This window comes from Massilia sp. R2A-15, from assembly GCF_030704305.1.
Classification (GTDB): domain Bacteria; phylum Pseudomonadota; class Gammaproteobacteria; order Burkholderiales; family Burkholderiaceae_D; genus JAFCUW01.
The window spans coordinates 3,396,858-3,411,261 of record NZ_CP131935.1 but is presented as its reverse complement, the minus strand read 5'-3'; the positions used below and the strand labels follow the sequence as shown (position 1 = coordinate 3,411,261).

Below are 14,404 nucleotides of genomic sequence, written 5' to 3'. Positions count from 1 at the left end.
TGCGACATATGTAATCCCCTCGTAATGACCAGACGCGATACTAAGATGAAGCTGCAATACTGGCAACTCCTAAATGCAGCCTCGGAAATTAGTGAAGAAATCGATGTAGTTTAACTACTACAAGATGGCTGAAAAGGCCGCTAAAAATCCTGTAACTGTTTGAATTTACACATATTTGATGGGTTTTCAGCGACCGGTTGGCAAATTGTGGAAAGCCCGATCCTGATGTATATTATGTACAAATCCACACCTTTCCCCGGACACCCATGAACATCACCGACACGCCTTGGTGGCGCGAAGCCATCATCTACCAGGTTTATCCGCGCAGTTTCCTCGACACGAACGGCGACGGCGTCGGTGACCTTCCTGGCATCACCGCGAAGCTGGACTACATCGCGGGCCTGGGCGTGGACATCGTGTGGATCTCGCCGTTCTTCAAGTCGCCCATGAAGGACTTCGGCTACGACGTGTCGGACTACTGCGACGTCGACCCGCTGTTCGGCACCCTGGCCGACTTCGACCAGCTGATCGCCAAGGCGCACAGCGTCGGCCTGAAGATCATGATCGACCAGGTGCTGTCGCATACGGCGGAGGCGCATCCATGGTTCGAGGAGAGCCGCAAGAGCCGCGACAACCCGAAGGCCGACTGGTACGTGTGGGCCGATCCGCGCCCGGACGGCAACCCGCCGAACAACTGGCTGTCAGTGTTCGGCGGCTCGTCGTGGCAGTGGGACAGCCGGCGCAAGCAGTACTACCTGCATAACTTCCTTGCCAGCCAGCCCGACATGAACTTCCACAACCCGGAAGTGCAGCAGGCGCACCTGGACAACCTGCGCTTCTGGCTCGAGCGCGGCGTGGACGGCGTGCGCATGGACGCCTGTAACTTCCACTTCCACGACCAGGAACTGCGCAGCAATCCGGCCGCCACCACGCGCGACACCGCGACCGTCACCGATGTCAATCCATACGGGATGCAGTCGCACGTGTACGACAAGACGCGCCCCGAAAACGTGCCTTACCTGCAGCGCATCCGTTCGCTGCTGAACGAATTTGGCGCGGTGGCGATCGGCGAAGTGGGCGCCGACGACGCGCTCGGCGTGATGGCGGAGTACACCGCCGATGGCGACAAGCTGCACATGGCGTACAGCTTCAACCTGCTCACGCCGCAGTTCTCGGCGAAGCACATCCGCACCCAAGTCGAGGAGTTCGAGGCGCGCGTGAAGGGCGGCTGGGCCTCGTGGTCGGTGGGTAACCACGACAGCATCCGCGTGATGACGCGCTGGGGCGGCGAACATCCGACGCCGGCGCTTGCCAAGGTCGTGCTGGCGATGCAGCTGGCGCTGAAAGGCACGCCGTGCCTGTACCAGGGCGACGAGCTGGCGCTGACCGAAGCGGACGTGCCGTACGAACTGCTGCAGGACCCGTACGGCATCACCTTCTGGCCGGAGTTCAAGGGTCGCGACGGCTGCCGGACCCCGATGCCGTGGACGAACGAGGCGCCGAACGCCGGCTTCACTACCGGCAAGCCGTGGCTGCCGGTCGATCCGGCGCACATCGCCGCGGCCGAATCGGTGCAGGAGAAGGACGACGATTCCGCGCTCAACGCCGCGCGCCGCCTGATCCACTGGCGCCGCAACCAGCCGCAACTCACGCGCGGCGAGATCGTCTTCTTCGACGCGCCCGAGCCGATCCTCGCACTGCGCCGCGACCTGGCCGGCCATCCCGCGATGCTGGCGATCTTCAACCTCGGCGCCGAGCCGGTGACATTCGACTGGGCGGAGGCGAAGGGCGCCAGCTCCGTGGAAGGCCACGGCCTGCCGGGCAGCGCGCAAGACGGCGTGGTGACGCTGCCGCCGTTCGGCGCCTGGTTCGGCCTGGCCGCGTAATGGCGGGCGAGGACAGCGAAAAAGCCGGCCGCAGCGCGTTTGTCGACGGTCCGCGCCTGCTGGCCGATATCGGCGCGACGCACGCCCGTTTCGCGCTGCAGACCGCGCCGGGTGTGTTCGGCTCGGTGCGGGTGCTAAAGTGCGCGGACTTCGACGGCATCGTTCCGCTGTTGCGCTTCTACCTGGCCGATCACAGCGACGTGAAGCTGCATCACGCCGCGCTGGCGGTCGCCAATCCCGTCACCGGCGACTACGTCCGCATGACCAATATCGACTGGCAGTTCTCGACCGACGCGGTGCGCCGCGAGCTGGGCCTGCAGACGCTGTTGATCGTCAACGACTTCACGGCGCTGGCGATGGCGCTGCCAAGCCTGAAATCCGATGAACTGATGCAGGTGGGCGGCGGTTCGCCGGCGGCCAACGCGGTGGTCGGCGTGCTCGGGCCGGGAACGGGGTTGGGCGTGTCGGGCGCGATCCCGACCATCGACGGCTTCGTCACGCTCGGCAGCGAAGGCGGGCACGTTAACTTCGCGCCGGCCGACGAGCGCGAGTTCGCCATCCTTCAATACGCGTGGCGCGAGTGGCCGCACGTATCGAACGAGCGCCTGATTTCAGGGCCGGGCATGGAGATCATCTACCGCGCGCTGGCCGAACGCAACGGCGTGCGCGCGCAGCAGCGCAGCGCCGCGGCCATCATCGGCGGCGCGCTGGAAGAGGGCGACGCGCTGTGCCTCGAAGTGCTCGAATGCTTCTGCGGCATGCTGGGCGGCGCCGCGGCCAACCTGGCCGTGACGCTTGGCGCGTTCGGCGGCATCTTCATCGGCGGCGGCATCGTGCCGCGTATGGGCGAGTGGTTCGCGTCCTCGCCGTTTCGCGCGCGCTTCGAGGCGAAAGGACGCTTCACCGGCTACCTGTCCGAGATTCCGACTTACGTGATCACGGTTGCGAACCCGGCGTTCTTCGGCGTGGCCACCATCCTGTCCGAGCATTTGCGCGGACGCAGCGGCGCCAATACCCTGATGGAGCGGATCGGCCATCTGCAGCACGAGCTGACGCCGGCCGAACAGCGTGTCGCCGCGCTGGTGCTGGAGCAGCCGCGCCTTGTGCTGGGCGAGCCGATCGCGGAGATCGCGCGCCTGGCCGACGTGAGCCAGCCGACCGTGATCCGGTTCTGCCGTTCGCTCGGCTTCCTCGGGCTGGCCGACTTCAAGCTGAAGTTCGCCGGCAGCCTGACCGGCGCCATTCCCGTGCGCCACAGCCAGGTGCGCAACAGCGACAGCACGCACGATCTGTCGGCCAAGGTGATCGACAACACGGTGTCGGCGATCCTCAGGTTCCGCGACCAGCTTGACGTGCGTTCGATCGACCGCGCGATCGAACTGGTGAGCCGCGCCAGGCGGATCGAGTTTTACGCCTTGGGGAACTCGCGCGTGGTGGCGCTGGACGGCCAGCACAAGTTCTTCCGCTTTCGGATTCCCACGTCGTCGTATGGCGACTCGCATTTGTTCGCGCTGGCCGCGGAGCTGCTCAAGCCGGGCGACGTGGTGATTGCGATTTCGAATTCGGGCAATATGCCGGAGCTGCTGGCGGCAGTGGATGCCGCGCGCGCGGCGGGCGCCGACGTCATCGCCATCACCGCCAGCAGCTCGCCGCTGGCGAAGAAGGCCAGTGTGTGCCTGGCGGTCGACCACGCCGAGGACAGCACCACCTTCCTGTCGATGATTTCGCGGATTTTGCAGTTGCTGCTGATCGACATCATGTCGGTGGGGATCTCGATCGACGCGCATGCGGACGACCCGCGACGCACGCTGATTTCGCACCTGGATAGCTGAAAAGGTAGTCGTTCCCGCCACTGGCGGAAACGACTACCTGCGAAGGAAGGTACCTATGATGAATTCGCCTTCCAGTTCCATCATGCTCAGTATGGGTACCTGCCTTCGCAGGTACGACGGGTTATTGGCTGGTCACACGTCCGAGCGCGTCAGCTGCATCGACACCGCAAACCGGTCGGCCGGATGCACGCTGACCGACATCTCGAACACCTGTCCCGCGGCATCCAGATACCACCGGATGATTTTCAGCGCAGGCGACCCCGGTTCGACGTGCAATGCCAGCGCGAGATGCGCGGGCACGGTCATCGCCCGGATCTCCTGCTTAATTTGCGCGATGCGCCGGCCGTAGCGCGATTCGATCAGCGTACTTACCAGCACGCCCGGCGAGGTGCGAATCAACTCCGCCAGGTCCGCGTAGGCCGGATCCACATACACATCGGTCCAGCCGACCGGCAAGCGGTCGCTCGCACCGTTCATGCGCAGGCTGGAAATGCGCAGCCATCGCGCTCCCTTTTCGCAACCCAGTTCGGACGCCAGCGCACCATCGAGTGCTGTCTCTTCGATCTCCTGCACCCGCCGGATATGCGCGCTGCCGAACTGCACCAGGTCGTCGACCGACGCCATCGAGGGCCGGAACTGGTTGGTCGGCGCCGCCGCTTCCACACGCGTTCCGACATTTTTTCGGCGCGACACCAGCCCGAGCTGCTGCAATTCGTGCAGCGCGGCGCGCACCGTATGCCGGCTGGTGGCATAGCGCTCGCACAGTTCGAGTTCGGTGTGGCGGAGCGCCACTTGTATCCGGAGCGCTTTCCGGACACCGCGCGGGCCGATGCGGCGCTCGACGACGGCAACCTGCTGCCCGAGGATATGAGCGACGCCAATCGGCATCCGGCGGGGATCGCGGTACGTTAGCGCATGCTTCCATCGGGGTCTGGTCCTGCGGACCTGACCCCATTTTGTTTTTGAACTGGATCCAAGATGGGGTCAGGTCCGCGGGACCAGACCCCCTAGCAGGGCCGGGGCTTCTTTCAAAAACGCTTCGCGCGCGCGGATGCCGGCAGCGCCTTCCGTCGGCCCCTCATCGCGCGTCAGGCGGGCGAACACCAGCGTGCGATCGCCCTTGGTCATCCATCCGACGAACCATCCCACCGCATGTCCGGCGTTGGCTGCCGGCGGCTTCGGCGTCGCGCTGCCGGTCTTGCCATGAACCTGCCAGCCGTTCGGCAGGTCGTTGACCACGACGATCCGGTTGGTCATTTCGAACGCACGCGCGTGCACCGGCAGTTCGCGCCGCACCAGCTTGCGCAGGAATCCGACCTGTTCGACCGGCGATATCTTCAGCGACGACGCAATCCACGATCGATCCAGTCCATTGTCCTGGCCCGCATCGCCCAATACGTCGGCGTTTCCGTAGCCGAAGTCTCGCGCATATTTCTGAAACCGCTGCGCGCCCATCGCGTGCGTGACCCGCTGCGAATACCACACCACCGAATACTCCATCCAGCGCGCCGGGTCGGTCGGCTGGCGCCAGTTTTCGCCGCCCCAGTCGACATCGCCCTTCCTGTACGGCAGCGTGGGCGCGTGACCGTCCTTCAGGAAGCCGGCGTCGTAGCCCATCAGGCTGATCGCGATCTTGAATGTGGAAGCGGGCGTGACGCGCGTGCGGCAATCGCCTTGCTCCATTACGACCGATCCGGTGTGGGCGTCGGCGATGACGGTGCAGACGACCTTTGCATGCGCGGAAAAGGACGCGAGGGCCGCGCCGAGAAGGGCGATTTTTACGAGCTTCGATTTCATCAGGACAGCTGCTTGGTCAGCGTGTAGCGCGCGCCGCCGGGAGGGAAGTCGGGCAGGCGGCTGAACACCGTGTAGCCGCACTTCTCATAAAACGGCAGCGCCTGGAAGCTGAGGGTTTCGACGAACGCGCGGGGGCAGCCGCGGCGCACGGCTTCACGTTCGGCGATTTCCAGCAACGCGGTGCCGTGGCCGTGTCCGCGCGCCGGCTCGTCCAGCCACACGATCTGGATCGTCAGCCAGCCGAGATAGGTCGCGCCCAGCAGGCCGCCAATCAGATTGCCTTCGCCGTCGCGCACGGTCGCCAGCAGGTAGTCCGGATTATCGCCATTCGTTTGCGAGGCATTGAAGGCGGTCAGGCCCTTTACCAAAGCCTGCATGTCCGCAGGATTCGGCTCGGCCTCCAGTGTGACCTTGTAGTCGCTCATGGTTTTCAGTTCGCGCTTTTGCGATCGAGTGGATGCTTGGCACGACGCCACTGCTCCAGCGTCAGCGGCTTGTTCGTCGCGGCGTCTTCCACCAGGATCTGGTCGCCCGATTCGGCGACGAGGAAGCTCTCCCAATGGCGCGTGGCGTCGCTGGCGTTCTCCACGAAGCTGAACTGGAAGTAGCGCTTGCCGTTGATGTCCCTTAGCGTTGGATCGTATTCGACCAGCGCGCCGTGCACCTTCCCGCCGGAGTTCTTCTCGATCTGCTGCAACCAGGCTTTCAGTTCGGGCAGCGCGATCAGGGCGTTCATCGCTTTTTCCTTGTCGCGCGCCAGCGGCGTCGACGCGGTAGCCGCCGCGGCAGCCGACGCGTCAGCCGACGCGGAAGCCGACGCTGAAACCGACGCGGAGGCCGGCGTTGAAGCCGGCGCGGTCGGCGTCGTATTTTCGCGGCACCCGAAGATCGTGGTGGTCGCTGCGATGATCAGTACCAGGGCCGTGAGCTGGATTTTTTTGGACGGCGCGTCTCGTTTGTGCATGGGTTAACCCTTGTTGTATCGCTTCATACTAAACCAACAGTGGCTCCGCAGCAACATTCATTGAGGCGGGCCTGCCGCCGCCTTTGTCGCCGCCGCGTAAACAAAAATGGGCGCCCGAAGGCGCCCATCTTGTTCGTGGCAGGAAGCGCCGAAGCGCCTCCGGGCCGGCAATTACATCATGCCGTCCATACCGCCCATGCCGCCCATACCGCCCATGCCGCCCATGCCGCCGCCAGCTGGCTTGTCTTCCGCCAGTTCGCAAACCATCGCATCGGTGGTCAGCATCAGGCCGGCGATCGACGCTGCGTTCTGCAGTGCCGAGCGGGTGACTTTAGCTGGATCCAGCACGCCCATTTCGACCATGTCGCCGTAGGTGCCGTTGGCTGCGTTGTAGCCGTAGTTGCCCGAACCGGCCAACACAGCTGCAACGACGACCGATGGCTCTTCGCCGGCGTTTTGCACGATCATGCGCAGCGGCTCTTCCATCGCGCGCAGCACGATCTTGATGCCGGCTTCCTGGTCGGCGTTGTCGCCTTTGACGCTGATGTTGGCGCGTGCGCGCAGCAGGGCAACGCCGCCGCCTGGCACGATGCCTTCTTCAACGGCGGCACGGGTTGCGTGCAGCGCGTCTTCAACGCGGGCCTTCTTCTCTTTCATCTCGACTTCGGTGGCTGCGCCAACCTTGATCACTGCAACGCCGCCTGCCAGCTTGGCCACGCGCTCCTGCAGCTTCTCACGGTCGTAGTCCGAGGTCGCTTCTTCGATCTGCACGCGCACCTGCTTGACGCGCGCTTCGATCGATTCTGCCTGGCCTGCGCCGTCGATGATGATGGTGTTTTCCTTGCCCACTTCAACGCGCTTGGCCTGGCCCAGTTCCGCCAGCGTGACCTTTTCCAGGGTCAGGCCGACTTCTTCAGCGATGACCTGGCCGCCGGTCAGGATCGCGATGTCTTCCAGCATGGCCTTGCGACGGTCGCCGAAGCCTGGGGCCTTGACGGCGCAGGTTTTCAGGATGCCGCGGATGTTGTTGACGACCAGGGTCGCCAGCGCTTCGCCTTCGATGTCTTCTGCGATGATCAGCAGCGGACGGCCAGCCTTGGCAACTTGCTCGAGGATCGGCAGTAGGTCGCGGATGTTCGAGATCTTCTTGTCGCACAGCAGGACGAACGGGTTGTCCTGGATCGCGACTTGCTTGTCCGGGTTGTTGATGAAGTACGGCGACAGGTAGCCGCGGTCGAACTGCATGCCTTCGACGATGTCAAGTTCGTCGTTCAGCGACTTGCCGTCTTCCACGGTGATGACGCCTTCCTTGCCGACTTTTTCCATCGCCTCAGCGATGCGCTCGCCGATCGAGTAGTCCGAGTTGGCCGAGATCGCGCCGACCTGGGCGATTTCCTTGGTGGTGGTGCATGGCTTGGAGATGGTGGCCAGCTGCTCGACGGTGGCAGCGACTGCCTTGTCGATGCCGCGCTTCAGGTCCATCGGGTTCATGCCGGCGGCAACGAACTTCATGCCTTCGCGCACGATCGCCTGGGCCAGCACGGTCGCGGTGGTGGTGCCGTCGCCGGCGTTGTCGCTGGTGCGCGATGCAACTTCCTTGACCATCTGCGCGCCCATGTTCATGAGCTTGTCTTTGAGTTCGATTTCTTTGGCAACCGATACGCCGTCCTTGGTCACGGTCGGTGCGCCGAACGAGCGCTCGAGCACGACGTTGCGGCCTTTCGGGCCCAGGGTGACTTTGACTGCGTTGGCGAGGATGTTCACGCCTTCGACCATTTTGGAGCGGGCGCTGTCGCCGAATACTACGTCTTTAGATGCCATGTTGATTCTCCGTTCGTGGAAAGTTGTCGGAATTCGAAATTACTTGACCAGTACGGCCATGATGTCTTCTTCGCGCATGACCAGCAGCTCTTCGCCATCGACCTTGACGGCCTGGCCCGAGTACTTGCCGAACAGAACGCGGTCGCCGACCTTCACTTCCAGCGGACGAACCTTGCCGTCGTCCTGCACCTTGCCGTTGCCGATGGCGAGGATTTCGCCCTGGTCCGGCTTTTCAGCGGCGGCATCAGGGATGATCAGGCCGGAGGCAGTTTTGGTTTCCTGGTCGAGACGCTTGACGATGACGCGATCGTGCAAAGGGCGAAGGTTCATGTAAAACTCCTTTAATTTCAATGGGTTGAATGGCTTGCCGGAAGACCCGGCCACCGATCCGGTACTGCGGGATGCCGCCCCGGGAAGCTGGTGCGGCTGAAAAGGGTTGTTAGCACTCTCAACTAACGAGTGCTAATTATAGGGACGATGGGGGGCGTTTTCAAGCTGCTATTTTTAACGTGTGACATGAACGGCTGGGTTCGGGGTCTGGTCCCCCGGACCTGACCCCATTTTGACGTTGGCGTAAACCCAACATGGGGTCAGGTCCGCCGGACCAGACCCCATGGATGACATGGACATTGGGCAATAAACTGGCATTTGCGGCGTTCTATGGAGTAACTGCATCAAAAGTCGGCGCTAACGTACTGAATCTGTTGACGGAAATTCGTTCCGGGTTCTATAGTTACGGATGATTTCCGAATTCCAAGACCTCTCCGATAAAATCGACCGGCTGGCCGAGATGACGGCCGCGCTGCGCCGCGAAAACGCCGGCTTGCGCCACGCCAACGCCCAGCTGACCGCCGAGAACGCGAACTACGCCGCCTTGCTCGACGAGGCCAAGCGCCGCGTCGCCGGACTGATCGCGCAAATTCCCGCCCCCGAGGCCGATTCCACCGCCACCGACGACGAGGCGCAGCAATGATCCAGCTCGATGTGACCATCATGGGCAACCCGTATCGCCTGGCCTGCAAGGAAGGCGAGGAGCGCACGCTGAAGGAAGCGGTCGCTTACCTCGACGGCAAAATGTGCGCGCTGCGCGACTCCGGCAAGGTCAAGGGCAACGATCGCATCGCGGTGATGGCCGCCCTCAGCGTGGCCGCCGAATTCCTGTCGGTGAAGGCGCCGCAAGGCCCGCTGTCGGACCTGTCGATTCTCGAAGTCAAGCAGAAAATCGAGGCGATGAATACCGTATTGGACAGCGCGCTGACGCCGCAAGAAAATCTGTTCTGACAGGCCAAATTCGTTTGACTTGTGGGTTCATCGGAGTAAACTCCGTTCCACCCTGCGGTGTTCGCGATTGCCATATATTCCTTGAACCATTTATGTGCACCGGTTGCGGGATTTTGTTCGATGGGAGTGAGCGTCGCTAGTCCGACGAACCCGAAATTGAACTAACTGTGACCACCTTGAACCGTTTGGTTCGGGATGCCGGCAAAAACGGCACAGGCGGGGCTGTATTTCTAAAAAGCGGTTGTTCGCATTTCATGCGCAACCGTTTTTTTTCGCGCGCGTTTTCATGCGCGCCTCATTCCAGGAGCCCGTTCCCATGCAGTATTGGTTAATGAAATCCGAGCCCGATGAAGTCAGTTTCGACGACGTTCTGGCCGCGCCCGGGCAGACGGTGGCCTGGTTCGGCGTACGCAACTACCAGGCCCGCAATTTCATGCGCGACCAGATGCAGCCCGGCGACGGCGTGCTGTTTTACCATTCGAGCTGCGCCGAACCGGGCGTGGCCGGCATCGCCGAAGTGGCCAGCGGCGCTTATCCCGATGCATCGCAGTTCGACAAGGACGGCAAATACTTCGATCCGAAAGCGAGCCGCGAACAGCCGCGCTGGATTTCGGTCGACGTGCATGCGGTGGAGCAGGGTCGTTATCTGCCGCTGGCCGAAATGCGCTCGATGCCGGAACTCGAAGAGATGGTGTTGCTGCAAAAAGGCAGCCGCCTGTCGATATCGCCGGTCAGCGCGGGACAGTGGAAAGCGATCCTGAAAAAGATCCGCCAAAAAGCCGCGAAATCGTAAATACAGCACGGCGGCGCTGAAATGGCTAGCCGTTTTAATGCCTGTCCCTATTGAGCCACCTCAAACCATCGTCATTTGCGCGGCGTAAGCTGGATGCAGTATCGCGATGCATCGGTTCGGCCCCACGCTCCCGGTGCGTCGCAGGGAGGTCTGCAATGAGCGCAATTGTTCGTCGTGGCGCAGCGATGTTGGGCGTGATGCTGGCGTTCGCGTGGCCGGCGGCGCCGGCGCAAGACCGGCACGGCCAGGGCGGCGGCCATGGCCGCGGGCAAGGGTACGGCGGGCCGGATCATGGCGGCAGGCATCAAGGCGGCCAATATCGCGGCGGGCAATATCGCGGCGGGCAATTTCATGACGGCGGCGCGCGCTTCGCCGGTCCGCCTCATTGGCGCGGCGACTTCGGCCGCTACCGGGGAAACGACTGGGGCGATCGGCGCGGCGGCTATTGGCACCACGGACATCACGGCGGGCGCCTGGGCTGGTGGTGGGTTGTCGGGCCGACCTGGTATTACTATCCCCAGCCCGTGTATCCGTACCAGGGCCCGTGGGCGGCGCCGGCGCAGTACTGGTATTACTGCCCGGCCACGCGCCTCTATTATCCTTTCGTGCCGGCGTGTCCGGGTTGGCAACAGCTTCCGATTATTCCCGATACGGCCGTGCTGGTCCCGATTCCGCAGGTGCCCTGATGATCTCCTTTAGCAGACTGATTCGCGCGGCCGTCGCCCTCGGGGTGCCGGCCATCCTTGCCGGCTGCGTGCAGATGCCGGTCGGCCCGACTGTCGCTGCGATGCCCGCACCGAACAAACCATTCGAAGCATTCGTCCAGGATGACCAGCTGTGCCGCAACTGGGCCGCCAGCGCGAGCAGAGGCGGGCGCGATCCGGGCGACGCGCTGATCGCGTCCACCGTGACCGGCACCGTGATCGGCGCGGCGGCAGGCGCGCTGACGGGCGACCGTGGCGCGGGTGCCGGCGCGGCGTTCGGCACGCTGGCCGGGGCCGGCTACGGGTCAGAACAAAGCGCGATGTCGGCATACACCGCGCAGCGCCGCTACGACATCGCCTACCAGCAGTGCATGTACGCGAAGGGCAACGTCATCCCCGGCTACAATCCGTACCCGATGCCGCCTCCGCCTCCGCCACCGCCACCGCCGCGTCGCGATTGAAGCGGCGCGGCCACCGGAGGGAATCTGGCCAGTGCCGGCGAGAAAATGGGTGAGGCGGTAAAATGCTTTCACCCGGGCACCGCCCGCTCGACTGGATACTGATGCAATGAGCTGGACGCTGGTGGTGGCGCTGTGCGCGATGGGCATTTTCGGCGGCTTCGCGGCGGGCCTGCTCGGCATCGGCGGCGGCATGATCCTGGTGCCGTTCATGACCATGATCTTCGAGTCGCTGCGCGTGCCGCCGCAGCTGATCGTCCACATGGCGATCGCCACCTGCCTGGCGACGATATTGTTTACCTCGATTTCCTCCGTGCGCGCGCATCACCTGCAAGGGGCGGTGCAGTGGCGCATCGTGCGGCTCATGGCGCCCGGCATCCTGGTTGGGTCGTGGGTCGGTCCGTGGATCGGCAAGCAGATGAACACGATGGTGATGGCGCTGTTCTTCGGCCTGTTCGTCGCCGTGGCTGCGACCCAGATGCTGATCGACACCAAGCCGGCCGCGCACCGCGACCTGCCGGGGCCGGGCGGCATGTTCGCCGCCGGCGGCGTCGTTGGCGTGCTGGCCGGGCTGGTGGGGGCGGGCGGGGGATTTATCTCGATCCCGTTCATGACCTGGTGTAACGTGCGGATTCACAGCGCGGTGGCCACCAGTGCGGCGCTCGGATTTCCGATCGCGCTGGCGGGCACGCTGTCGAATATCTACTTTGGCTGGGGCGAAGCGGATTTGCCGAGGTATTCGTTCGGCTTCATTTATGTGCCGGCGCTCGCGGTGATCGCGACAGCCAGCGTGCTGATGGCGCCGCTGGGGGCGCGTACCGCGCACAAGTGGCCGGTGCGGCGGCTGCGCAAGGCGTTCGCGTTCATCCTGTATGCGCTGGCGATCTACATGCTGTGGAAGGGCGTTGCGCTGGCGCGGACCAAATGAAAATGAGGTCAGGTCCGCAGGACCAGACCCCGATATTGCTTGCGCCGCGGATCGAAGGGCGGGGTCTGGTCCTGCGGACCTGACCCCATCTTGGGCCGCGCCGCCGAATCAGGCCACGGCCGTCCGCTTGCCCTCGCGCGAGTACGCCCACGCCAGCATCGCCAGCGCGCCGACGATCATCGGCAGCGACAGCATCTGCCCCGACGTGATCGGCACGCCGGCCACATGCACTTCCCAGTCCGGCACGCGGAAGTATTCGGTGAAGAAGCGCGCGCAGCCATACAGCAAGGTGAACATGGCGCCCACCGCCAGCCGCGGCCGCGACTTGCGCGCAAACAGCCACAGGATCGCAAACACCAGCAAGCCATCGACCAGCATCTGGTAAATCGGCGACGGATGGCGCAAGCCTTCGAGGAAGACCGGCACCGGATGCAGCGGATAGCGCGTGTCCGGCCATTGCATCGCCCACGGCAGGGCGGCGTCGGCGACGCGGCCCGGCAGTTCGGCATTGATGAAATTGCCCAGGCGTCCGGCGGCGTAACCGAGCGGCACCAGCGGCGCGATGAAGTCGAGTACATCGAGCAGGTTGCGCTTTGCCTTGCGCGCCCACAGCGTCATCGCGACGATCACGCCGAGGAAGCCGCCGTGGAAGGACATGCCGCCATGCCAGACCTTGAGGATTTCCAGCGGGTCGGCCATGAACATCTTCGGCGTGTAGAAGAACACTTCGCCCAGGCGCCCGCCGATGATCACGCCGAGCATCCCGTAGAAGAGCATGTCGTCGAGGTCCTCGTTCTTCCAGCCCTGCGCGGCGATGTGCGGCTGCTTCACGCGCACGCGGCCGAGCGCGATGAACATCGCGAATGCCAGCACGTACATCAGGCCGTACCAGTGCACCTGCACCGGGCCGATGGAGAACGCCACGGGATCGGGCATCGGGTGAATCAGCATAGTGTGTTTTTCCTTAGTAGATCCAAAAAGCCCTGCAGCACCGGGGAGCCGTTGTCGCGCCGCCAGGCGCATCCCGTTTCCACCAGGGGCGTCGGGTCGCGCAACGCCCGGTATTCTACGCCCGGACGCATCAGGTTCGACACGGATTGTGGCACAAGCGCCAGGCCCATGCCGGCCGACACGAGGCTAACGATGGTTTGCATCTGGATCGCCTGCTGGCCGATCTCGGGCGTGATGCCGGCCGCGCGGAAGCAGGCGAGGATGGCGTCGTGCAGGCTCGGCGCGATCGGGCGCGGGAAAATAATCAGCGGCAGGGCCGGCACATCCTTGAGCCACATCGCATCGCCGGGAGCGAGCAGGCCGGCCGGCGCAGCCAGGATCAGCGGCTCGTCGAGCACTTTGATGTAATCGAGTTCGGCGCGCGCCTTGTCGGACAGGGGCGGAATCAGCAGGCCGGCGTCGATCCGGTTGTGCAGCAGGTCGTCCACCTGCACGTCCGATGTGGCTTCCTGCAGGCCGATCTGCACGTGCGGGAAGGCGGCGCGGTAGCTGCGCAGGAAAGGCGGCAGCACGCTGTAGTCAGCCGACGAGACGAAGGCGAGCGCGATGCGCCCGGTCTCGCCGGCGGCCGCGGCGCGCACCAGTTCCGGCAGTTCGGCGCCCTGGGCCAGCATGCGGCGCACTTCCGGCAGCAGCGCGGCGCCGGCCGGCGTGAGTTCGACGCTGCGGCGGGTGCGCAGGAACAGCGCGGCGCCCAGCAATTCCTCGAGCGCCTGGATCGTCTGCGACAGGGGCGGCTGCGTCATGTGCAGGCGCGCGGCGGCGCGGCCGAAGTGCAGTTCCTCGGCGACGGCGACGAAATAGCGCAGCTGGCGCAGTTCGAGGTTCATCATATGCGTTGCGTTTGCTCCCGCGCGTTTCGATATGTTTTGCGACTCATAGATAAGCGCATCATATATTTGACTTGGGGTTGTCGGCAAGGCATTCTG

General features: G+C 64.0%; 16 protein-coding genes and 1 other RNA gene. 9 read left to right on the top strand and 8 right to left on the bottom strand.

Going from position 1 to position 14,404, the window contains the following annotated elements; genetic code table 11:
* Positions 1-266: 266 nt before the first annotated feature.
* Positions 267-1,886 carry an alpha-glucosidase gene (locus tag Q4S45_RS15660; protein WP_305505779.1) on the top strand — a complete coding sequence of 540 codons (1,620 nt, stop codon included), beginning with the start codon at positions 267-269 and terminating at the stop codon, positions 1,884-1,886.
* Complete coding sequence (locus tag Q4S45_RS15655; protein WP_305505778.1) at positions 1,886-3,718, top strand: glucokinase; 1,833 nt, start codon at positions 1,886-1,888, stop codon at positions 3,716-3,718. Before Q4S45_RS15660 ends, Q4S45_RS15655 begins: the two co-directional genes overlap by 1 nt.
* 132 nt (positions 3,719-3,850) lie before the next feature.
* Here Q4S45_RS15655 and Q4S45_RS15650 read toward each other — a convergent pair whose 3' ends face one another.
* The 6 genes from Q4S45_RS15650 to groES all read right to left on the bottom strand — a co-directional run bounded on the left by Q4S45_RS15650 (position 3,851) and on the right by groES (position 8,630).
* Positions 3,851-4,510: a GntR family transcriptional regulator gene (locus tag Q4S45_RS15650; RefSeq protein WP_305505777.1), complete on the bottom strand. Its 660-nt coding sequence runs from the start codon at positions 4,508-4,510 to the stop codon at positions 3,851-3,853.
* A 192-nt stretch (positions 4,511-4,702) separates the two neighbouring features.
* On the bottom strand, positions 4,703-5,515 hold the full coding sequence (blaOXA, locus tag Q4S45_RS15645; RefSeq protein ID WP_305505776.1) for a class D beta-lactamase: 813 nt from the start codon (positions 5,513-5,515) through the stop codon (positions 4,703-4,705).
* Positions 5,515-5,940: an N-acetyltransferase gene (locus tag Q4S45_RS15640; protein ID WP_305505775.1), complete on the bottom strand. Its 426-nt coding sequence runs from the start codon at positions 5,938-5,940 to the stop codon at positions 5,515-5,517. Before Q4S45_RS15640 ends, blaOXA begins: the two co-directional genes overlap by 1 nt.
* Before the next feature lie 5 nt (positions 5,941-5,945).
* Positions 5,946-6,479: a hypothetical protein gene (locus Q4S45_RS15635; RefSeq protein WP_305505774.1), complete on the bottom strand. Its 534-nt coding sequence runs from the start codon at positions 6,477-6,479 to the stop codon at positions 5,946-5,948.
* 171 nt (positions 6,480-6,650) lie between these two features.
* Complete coding sequence (groL, locus tag Q4S45_RS15630; RefSeq protein WP_305505773.1) at positions 6,651-8,300, bottom strand: chaperonin GroEL; 1,650 nt, start codon at positions 8,298-8,300, stop codon at positions 6,651-6,653.
* 39 nt (positions 8,301-8,339) lie between these two features.
* Entirely contained in the window at positions 8,340-8,630 is a 291-nt protein-coding gene (gene groES / locus Q4S45_RS15625; RefSeq protein WP_305505771.1) for a co-chaperone GroES, read from the bottom strand.
* A 409-nt stretch (positions 8,631-9,039) separates the two neighbouring features.
* Between groES and Q4S45_RS15620 the strand changes: the two genes are divergently transcribed.
* The 7 genes from Q4S45_RS15620 (at position 9,040) to Q4S45_RS15590 (ending at position 12,464) form a co-directional block, all read left to right on the top strand.
* Positions 9,040-9,273 carry a hypothetical protein gene (locus Q4S45_RS15620; RefSeq protein ID WP_305505770.1) on the top strand — a complete coding sequence of 78 codons (234 nt, stop codon included), beginning with the start codon at positions 9,040-9,042 and terminating at the stop codon, positions 9,271-9,273.
* A complete protein-coding gene (locus Q4S45_RS15615) occupies positions 9,270-9,581 on the top strand; it encodes a cell division protein ZapA (protein ID WP_305505769.1) in 312 nt (103 codons plus the stop codon). The genes Q4S45_RS15620 and Q4S45_RS15615 overlap by 4 nt, the downstream gene beginning before the upstream one ends.
* Positions 9,582-9,627: 46 nt before the next feature.
* A non-coding RNA gene (gene ssrS / locus Q4S45_RS15610) (6S RNA) lies at positions 9,628-9,808 on the top strand.
* An 89-nt stretch (positions 9,809-9,897) separates the two neighbouring features.
* On the top strand, positions 9,898-10,374 hold the full coding sequence (locus Q4S45_RS15605) for an EVE domain-containing protein (RefSeq protein ID WP_305505768.1): 477 nt from the start codon (positions 9,898-9,900) through the stop codon (positions 10,372-10,374).
* Positions 10,375-10,529: 155 nt separating this feature from the next.
* The gene (locus tag Q4S45_RS15600) at positions 10,530-11,060 is read left to right on the top strand and encodes a hypothetical protein (protein ID WP_305505766.1); all 531 of its coding nucleotides are present in this window, start codon (positions 10,530-10,532) and stop codon (positions 11,058-11,060) included.
* Positions 11,060-11,539 carry a hypothetical protein gene (locus Q4S45_RS15595; RefSeq protein WP_305505765.1) on the top strand — a complete coding sequence of 160 codons (480 nt, stop codon included), beginning with the start codon at positions 11,060-11,062 and terminating at the stop codon, positions 11,537-11,539. The genes Q4S45_RS15600 and Q4S45_RS15595 overlap by 1 nt, the downstream gene beginning before the upstream one ends.
* A 106-nt stretch (positions 11,540-11,645) precedes the next feature.
* On the top strand, positions 11,646-12,464 hold the full coding sequence (locus Q4S45_RS15590) for a sulfite exporter TauE/SafE family protein (protein WP_305505764.1): 819 nt from the start codon (positions 11,646-11,648) through the stop codon (positions 12,462-12,464).
* Positions 12,465-12,572: 108 nt separating this feature from the next.
* Here Q4S45_RS15590 and lgt read toward each other — a convergent pair whose 3' ends face one another.
* Entirely contained in the window at positions 12,573-13,415 is an 843-nt protein-coding gene (lgt, locus tag Q4S45_RS15585; protein ID WP_305505763.1) for a prolipoprotein diacylglyceryl transferase, read from the bottom strand.
* Positions 13,409-14,305, bottom strand: a complete 897-nt coding sequence (locus tag Q4S45_RS15580) for a LysR family transcriptional regulator (protein ID WP_305512118.1) — start codon at positions 14,303-14,305, stop codon at positions 13,409-13,411. The genes lgt and Q4S45_RS15580 overlap by 7 nt, the downstream gene beginning before the upstream one ends.
* Positions 14,306-14,404 lie beyond the last annotated feature (99 nt).